This is a genomic window from Chamaesiphon sp. OTE_20_metabat_361 (assembly GCF_031364565.1).
Window position 1 is genome coordinate 1 of sequence record NZ_JANLWO010000070.1, and the last position, 5,916, is coordinate 5,916.

The 5,916-nt window shown below is 48.0% G+C and carries 5 protein-coding genes; 3 read left to right on the forward strand and 2 right to left on the reverse strand.

The window, feature by feature from the left end; translation table 11 throughout:
* Positions 1–2,057: carbamoyl-phosphate synthase large subunit (gene carB / locus RMO35_RS01835; RefSeq protein WP_309738152.1), on the forward strand; the 2,057-nt coding region annotated here is incomplete at its 5' end.
* 259 nt (positions 2,058–2,316) lie between these two features.
* Positions 2,317–2,643 carry a hypothetical protein gene (locus tag RMO35_RS01840; protein WP_309738153.1) on the forward strand — a complete coding sequence of 109 codons (327 nt, stop codon included), beginning with the start codon at positions 2,317–2,319 and terminating at the stop codon, positions 2,641–2,643.
* A gap of 176 nt (positions 2,644–2,819) precedes the next feature.
* Here RMO35_RS01840 and RMO35_RS01845 read toward each other — a convergent pair whose 3' ends face one another.
* A complete protein-coding gene (locus RMO35_RS01845) occupies positions 2,820–3,548 on the reverse strand; it encodes an ABC transporter ATP-binding protein (protein ID WP_309738154.1) in 729 nt (242 codons plus the stop codon).
* A gap of 380 nt (positions 3,549–3,928) precedes the next feature.
* Between RMO35_RS01845 and RMO35_RS01850 the strand changes: the two genes are divergently transcribed.
* On the forward strand, positions 3,929–4,153 hold the full coding sequence (locus RMO35_RS01850) for an addiction module antitoxin (protein WP_309738156.1): 225 nt from the start codon (positions 3,929–3,931) through the stop codon (positions 4,151–4,153).
* A gap of 124 nt (positions 4,154–4,277) precedes the next feature.
* Here the strand turns inward: RMO35_RS01850 and RMO35_RS01855 are convergent, their stop codons facing one another.
* A complete protein-coding gene (locus tag RMO35_RS01855) occupies positions 4,278–5,915 on the reverse strand; it encodes an ABC-F family ATP-binding cassette domain-containing protein (protein ID WP_309738157.1) in 1,638 nt (545 codons plus the stop codon).
* Between the last annotated feature and the right edge of the window lies 1 nt (position 5,916).

Sequence of the window (5,916 nt, forward strand, 5' to 3'; positions counted from 1 at the left end):
AAGCATTGCGCTCACTCGAAATCGGTCGATTTGGTTGGGGCTGCGATCGTGATGAATCCTTACCTTCGATTGAGCAGGTGCGTTCACAACTCAGGACTCCTACACCCGATCGGATCTTCAGTATTCGTCACGCGATGCAGCTCAAGCTATCCCAAGAAGACATCTACGATCTCACCGGAGTCGATCCTTGGTTTCTTGATAAATTCCAGGGTATCTTAACTACTGAATCCTTCCTCAAAACTCAACAATTAACAGCCCTAACTAAACAGCAACTATGGGATGTTAAACGTCAAGGATTTAGCGATCGACAGATTGCTTATGCCACCAAAACTGATGAAGATACTGTCCGTAACTATCGCAAATCTCTGGGCGTAATTCCCGCTTATAAATTAGTCGATACCTGCGCCGCTGAATTTGAAGCCGAAACGCCTTATTATTATTCCACCTACGAAGAAGAAACCGAAGTTATCCCCTCTACTCGCCGCAAAGTAATGATCCTCGGCGGTGGCCCCAATCGGATCGGACAAGGGATCGAATTTGACTATTGCTGCTGTCACGCGTCCTATGCGCTCAGCAAACAGGGATTCGAGACGATCATGGTCAACTCCAATCCCGAAACAGTTTCCACCGATTACGATACCAGCGATCGGCTGTACTTCGAGCCACTCACCAAAGAAGATGTCCTCAATATCATCGAAGCCGAGCAGCCCGAAGGGATTATCATCCAATTCGGCGGTCAAACCCCCCTCAAATTAGCCGTTCCCCTCCAAGCATATCTAGACGCCCAAACCCCCGAAACGGGCATTACTACCAAGATTTGGGGTACCAGCCCCGACTCGATCGATATGGCCGAAAATCGGGAACGGTTCGAGCTAGTATTGCGCCAATTAGATATTCAGCAGCCTGAAAATGGCATGGCACGCAACTATGACGACGCACTACATGTCGCCAATCGGATCGGCTATCCCGTCGTCGTCCGTCCCTCCTATGTCCTCGGCGGACGCGCGATGGAAATCGTCTACTCCAATACCGAACTCGAACGCTATATGACCTATGCGGTGCAGGTAGAACCAGACCACCCCATTTTAATCGATAAGTTCCTGGAGAACGCCATCGAGGTCGATGTAGACGCGATCGCGGACGCATCCGGGCAGGTAGTCATCGGCGGGATTATGGAGCATATCGAACAAGCCGGGATTCACTCCGGCGACTCGGCTTGCTCGCTCCCCTATGTCTCCCTCTCCGAGCCGACTCTAGCCACGATTCGGCAATGGACGGTGCAGCTCGCGCAAGCCCTCAAAGTAATCGGGCTGATGAATATCCAATTTGCCGTCCAGGGCGATCGAGTATACATCATCGAAGCCAATCCCCGCGCCTCTCGCACGGTGCCATTCGTCGCTAAAGCCACAGGCGTCCCCTTAGCGGGCTATGCCGCCCGGATTATGTCTGGTGAAACCCTCGCCAGCTTGAACTATACTGCCGAAGTCATTCCCACCCATATCGCCATCAAAGAAGCCGTCTTACCCTTCGACAGGTTCCCCGGTACCGATACGATCTTAGGCCCCGAAATGCGCTCCACAGGCGAAGTCATGGGGATCGATGTCGATTTTGGTCGGGCTTATGCCAAAGCCGAACTTGCCGCCGGACAGAAACTCCCCCTAACTGGAAAAGTCTTCGTCTCGACCAGCGATCGCGATAAAATAGCTGTCGTCCCCGTAGTCCGCGATCTGATCGCCCTCGGCTTCAAAATCATCGCCACATCCGGTACTCAGAAGGTATTAGAAGAACACGGCTTAGTCGTCGAATCAGTCCTCAAACTCCATGAAGGTCGTCCGAATGTAGTCGATATCATCAAAAATGGTCAAATCCAACTGATTATCAATACCCCCTCTGGCGAGGAAGCTCAAGCCGACGGCAAACTCCTCCGGCGCACGGCACTAGTCTACAAGATCGGCGTAGTGACGACGATCGCCGGAGCCAAAGCCACCGCCGCCGCCATCAAATCGCTCCAATCCCAACCCCTAGAAGTCAAAGCTTTGCAAGACTATATCAGTTGAAGTTGAGTATGCTCTAGTTTCATTCTTCAACCCAACCTACAGGTCTGTGTAATAACTGGTGCAAGATGTGAGTAGTCCGCCTACGCGGACTTTGCATCACCAGCGGCGATTTCAATCGCTGCGTCCTAACAGCTTGCTAAGGCGCGCCGATCGGTTGATTTTGGCGAATCGATCGGTATGAAGAGGATGTTGGCGATCGCGATAAAATGGGTATTCTCTAGGTATGTCCATTTTATCGGCTCATTCTCGGAGAAACTAGATGCTTCAGTATCGACCTTGCCCAAAATGCGCTTCAGATCGAGCTAAAGCAATTGGCTTTACCTGGTGGGGGGGAATAGTCGGGCCAAAAATGTTGACCCATGTCAAATGTACCAAATGTGGTACTGCTTATAACGGCAAAACTGGCAAATCCAATCAGACGGCGATCGCGATTTATGTAACTGTATCGACGGTTGTCGCAATTGTTGCTGTCACTATACTTTCGCCATCCCGCCAGCAAAATAATCCTGCTACATCGTCTGGTTTGAGCCGCAATCTCGATCGAGTCGCGATCGTTCCAGAAGAGGGGATAGGGAATAGGGGATAGGGAATAGGTAATTATTAATTATTAACTATTAATTATTGAACTAACTACTTAATGTCCGCCCACACCGAGATAGGTTTCGCTCGCCTTGGGATCTTTGAGTAAGCCAGTAGGGTGGGCACTCCCCACCATATAGGTTTCAGGCAATCTCTATCTAATAATTATTTGCACCTACCTAATTAATGTCCGCCCACACCTAGATAGGTTTCGATCACCTTGGGGTCTTTGAGTAAGTCAGCAGCAACCCCTTCATGCTTGACAATTCCCGTATCCAAGACATAAGCTCGATCGGACATTGCTAAAGCTTTCTTGGCATTTTGTTCGACCAAGACGATGGCGGTACCAGTTGCATTGATTGCCCGAATTTGCTTGAGGACATCAGTAACCAGCGCGGGTGAAAGTGCCGCAGAAGGCTCGTCAAGGACTAATAACTCCGGATCGAGCATGAGGGCTTTGCCCATCGCTAGCATTTGACGTTCGCCTCCTGAGAGGGTACCCGCGCGTTGTTTGCGCCGCTCGGCGAGGCGGGGAAACATCGTATAGATTTTTTGCTTGAGTTGCTGGAGATCGCTCGAACGGATAAAACCACCCATATCCAGATTTTCCTCGATCGTCAGCGACTTAAAGACATTCGAGATTTGGGGGACATAGCACATCCCTCTTTGGACGATCCGATCGGATTTTAATCCCCCAATTTGTTCGCCTTTAAAAGTAATCGTCCCACTATTAGGCGTCAGCAATCCAAAAATCGTCTTCGCCAGCGTTGATTTACCCGCGCCATTGCCCCCAATTACCGCTACCAACTCGCCTGGTTGGACGATAAAATTAATCCCATTGAGGATATCCGAGCCAGGAATATAGCCAGCACGGACATCCTGAACTATGAGTAGAGGGGCATTGGTGAGCATTGGTGGGGAAAACAGATAAATGAGTGAGGTCGATCGCTTGAGCTAAAATTCTAGTGGCAGTATTATAGCCGAAATCCTCGACCACCAAACTACGCGGCGCGATCGTAGACATCACCTTAACATCCATCCGAGCCAAATTATCGAATCGATCGCTACAATACCATCTGTCGTTCCGATCGAGATCGATACCTCACTCAGGTGTCTAATAAAATCCTCATTCTTCACCGAGCCAAAACTCATCTGGTAATGGTTCATCGAATTTAGGCGACAAGTAACATTGACTAGGCGGTACAGCTCGGACGATTAACATCTAGTAAGTCCGCAGAATCATGTATAGGTGTAAGTGCTAAAATAGTATTATGGGTCGTGCAATCATTGCAATGCAAAAGAAAATAATCATCACAATCGATCGAGAGGTTTATGATGCTCTCTATCGGGTTGTCGGCAAAGGCAATATTAGTAAATTCCTCGAAAATTTAGCGCGTCCTCATGTCTTCAAAGAAGATCTAATATCTGCCGATCGAGCAATGGCAGCAGATACCGAGCGAGAAAGCGCAGCATTGGCATGGAGTAATGGACTGATTGGGATCGCGAACAAGGCTTAGGGATGAAGTGGCGTTAAAACCCAAACCCAACTTCTTGAAGAAGTCGGGTTTGTCACAAAAAAAGGTAGGGGTAATTCATGAATTACCCCTACCTTTTTTGTGTTTTGCTAAATAACTTTATGTACTATTTTTTCTTCGCGCTAGCCTTCTCAGCTTTGGCTGCTTTCTTCGCAGCTTCTGCTACTGCAAACGCTTTTTGTTTATCAGCTTGGCGTTCTTCTTCTAGTTTGTCGAGGTAGTAGTGATAGTCACCGAGATATACCCGAAACTCACCATCGCGGACTTCCACGATCTTATTTGCTACTTGAGAGATAAAATACCGATCGTGCGAGACGATTAATGCCGTACCATCATAGTTGATGAGAGCATTTTCAAGTGTTTCTTTGGCGGGGATATCTAAATGATTGGTCGGCTCATCGAGGATGAGTAAGTTAGCTGGAATTAGCAGCATTTTCGCGAGAGCGAGGCGGGCTTTTTCTCCACCACTTAGCGATTCGACCTTTTTGAAAACCATGTCGCCAGTAAATAAGAACTGACCTAAAAGCGTTCTGACTGCTTCGTTTTTCCAGTCGGGAACCTCATCATGAATCGTCGCTAGCACTGTTTTATCGAGGTCTAATGCTTCGGCTTGGTTTTGCTCGAAGTAACTGGGAATTACGTTATGTTCGCCCAATTTAATCGAGCCACTAGTATGGGTTTCCATTCCCATAATCATCTTTAATAGCGTGGATTTGCCACAACCATTAGGGCCTAAAAAGGCAATTCGATCGCCACGTTCGATGAATAAGTCTGTGCCTAGAAATAGAATTTTGTCGCCATAGACATGTTCTAAGTTTTGAATTTCAACTATTTCGCGACCGCTGCGGGGTGCTGGAGGGAACCGAAAACTGAGGGTTCGCATTGTTGATGCGGGTGCTTCGATGCGCTCGATTTTATCGAGGAGTTTCTCGCGGCTTTTTGCTTGAGTACTGCGAGTTGCACTAGCTCGGAATTTCTCGACGAAGGCTTGTTGTTTTTCGAGTTCTTTTTGTTGCCGCTCGAAGGCATTTAATTGAGCGTAGGAGTTCTCAGCTTTTTGTTCGAGGTAAGATGAATAGTTACCGAGATATGTAGCCGAAACACCACGCTCTGTCTCAACAATCTGATTGCAAAGTCTGTCTAGAAACTCGCGATCGTGTGAGATAATTACCATCGGCGTTTCGAGCTTGCGCAGGTAGTTTTCTAGCCACTCGATCGTCTCTAAATCTAGATGGTTTGTCGGCTCATCGAGTAGTAACAGATCGGGAAATTGCAGCAAGATTTTGGCTAAACTCATCCGCATCTGCCAACCACCACTAAAAGCACTTACCAATCGATCGGCATCTTCTAGCTCAAAGCCTACTTCTGGTAAGATCTTATCGATTTCAGCTTCGAGGGCATAACCATTTAAAGCTTCATACAATCTTTGAAACTTATCCATCCGATTGAGCAGTGCATCCAATTCATCACCGCCAGCGGTTTCTAGCTGATGGTGGATTTTGTCAAGTTCGGAGTGGACGCGGTTGGCTTCACCAAATGCTTGCCATAACTCTTCTTTAACAGTGCGTGTCGGATCGACATCAAATTCTTGGTTGAGATAGGCGATATTCAGACTATTGGGGCGGATGATTTCGCCGCTGGTGGGTTCGATCTGTCCAGCAATAATCTTCATCTGGGTAGATTTACCCGCTCCATTTGCACCTACTAAGCCGATTCGATCTCCTGGCTTAACTTCCCAATTAATG